Here is a 493-nt window from a genome sequence, read left to right on the forward strand (position 1 = left end):
GCCGCCGGTCCAGGCCGGGATCGAGCCATTGGCGTTGCCGGCTTTCTCTGCCCCCAGCGGCGTCAGGCTGGTACCCAGCTTGGCCGCTTCCTCCGGGCTTACCGCCGCCATCAGGTTGACCGCCCAAAGCCCCAGCGCCAGGGCGCTGCATTGCAGAATCATCTTGCGCATTCAAGTCATCCTTCTTATGCCGATTCAGAAATTCACGCCGAAGCTCAACGCGAGGAAATCCCGGTCCGTGAGGGTGTTGTAGCGCCCGCCAAAGAAGTCGGTGTAACTGAGGCTGGCGGTGTAGGTGTTGCGGTAGTCGGCATCGACGCCGACGCTGAGGGCCTTGGCTCCCTGGTTGAACAAGCCGTTGGGGCCATAGCCGTTGACGTCGTGGGACCAGGACAGGTTGGGCTTGAAGTTGATCCCGGCGATCACGTTGCTGTAGTCGAGGATGGCCCGGGCGCGATAGCCCCAGGAAGTGGCGGTGACGAAACCGCCGGTG

1 protein-coding gene and 1 pseudogene are annotated in these 493 nt (G+C 63.1%); both read right to left on the bottom strand.

Annotated elements, in window-relative coordinates; all coding sequences use genetic code 11:
* Positions 1-171, bottom strand: a pseudogene (locus tag U873_RS36490) (DUF1329 domain-containing protein); the annotation flags it as partial.
* Positions 172-195: 24 nt separating this feature from the next.
* The coding region (locus U873_RS34675; protein WP_043274837.1) for a DUF1302 family protein at positions 196-493 on the bottom strand (298 nt) is incomplete at its 5' end.

It is taken from the genome of Pseudomonas sp. PH1b, from assembly GCF_000633395.1.
In the GTDB taxonomy this organism is placed as follows: domain Bacteria; phylum Pseudomonadota; class Gammaproteobacteria; order Pseudomonadales; family Pseudomonadaceae; genus Aquipseudomonas.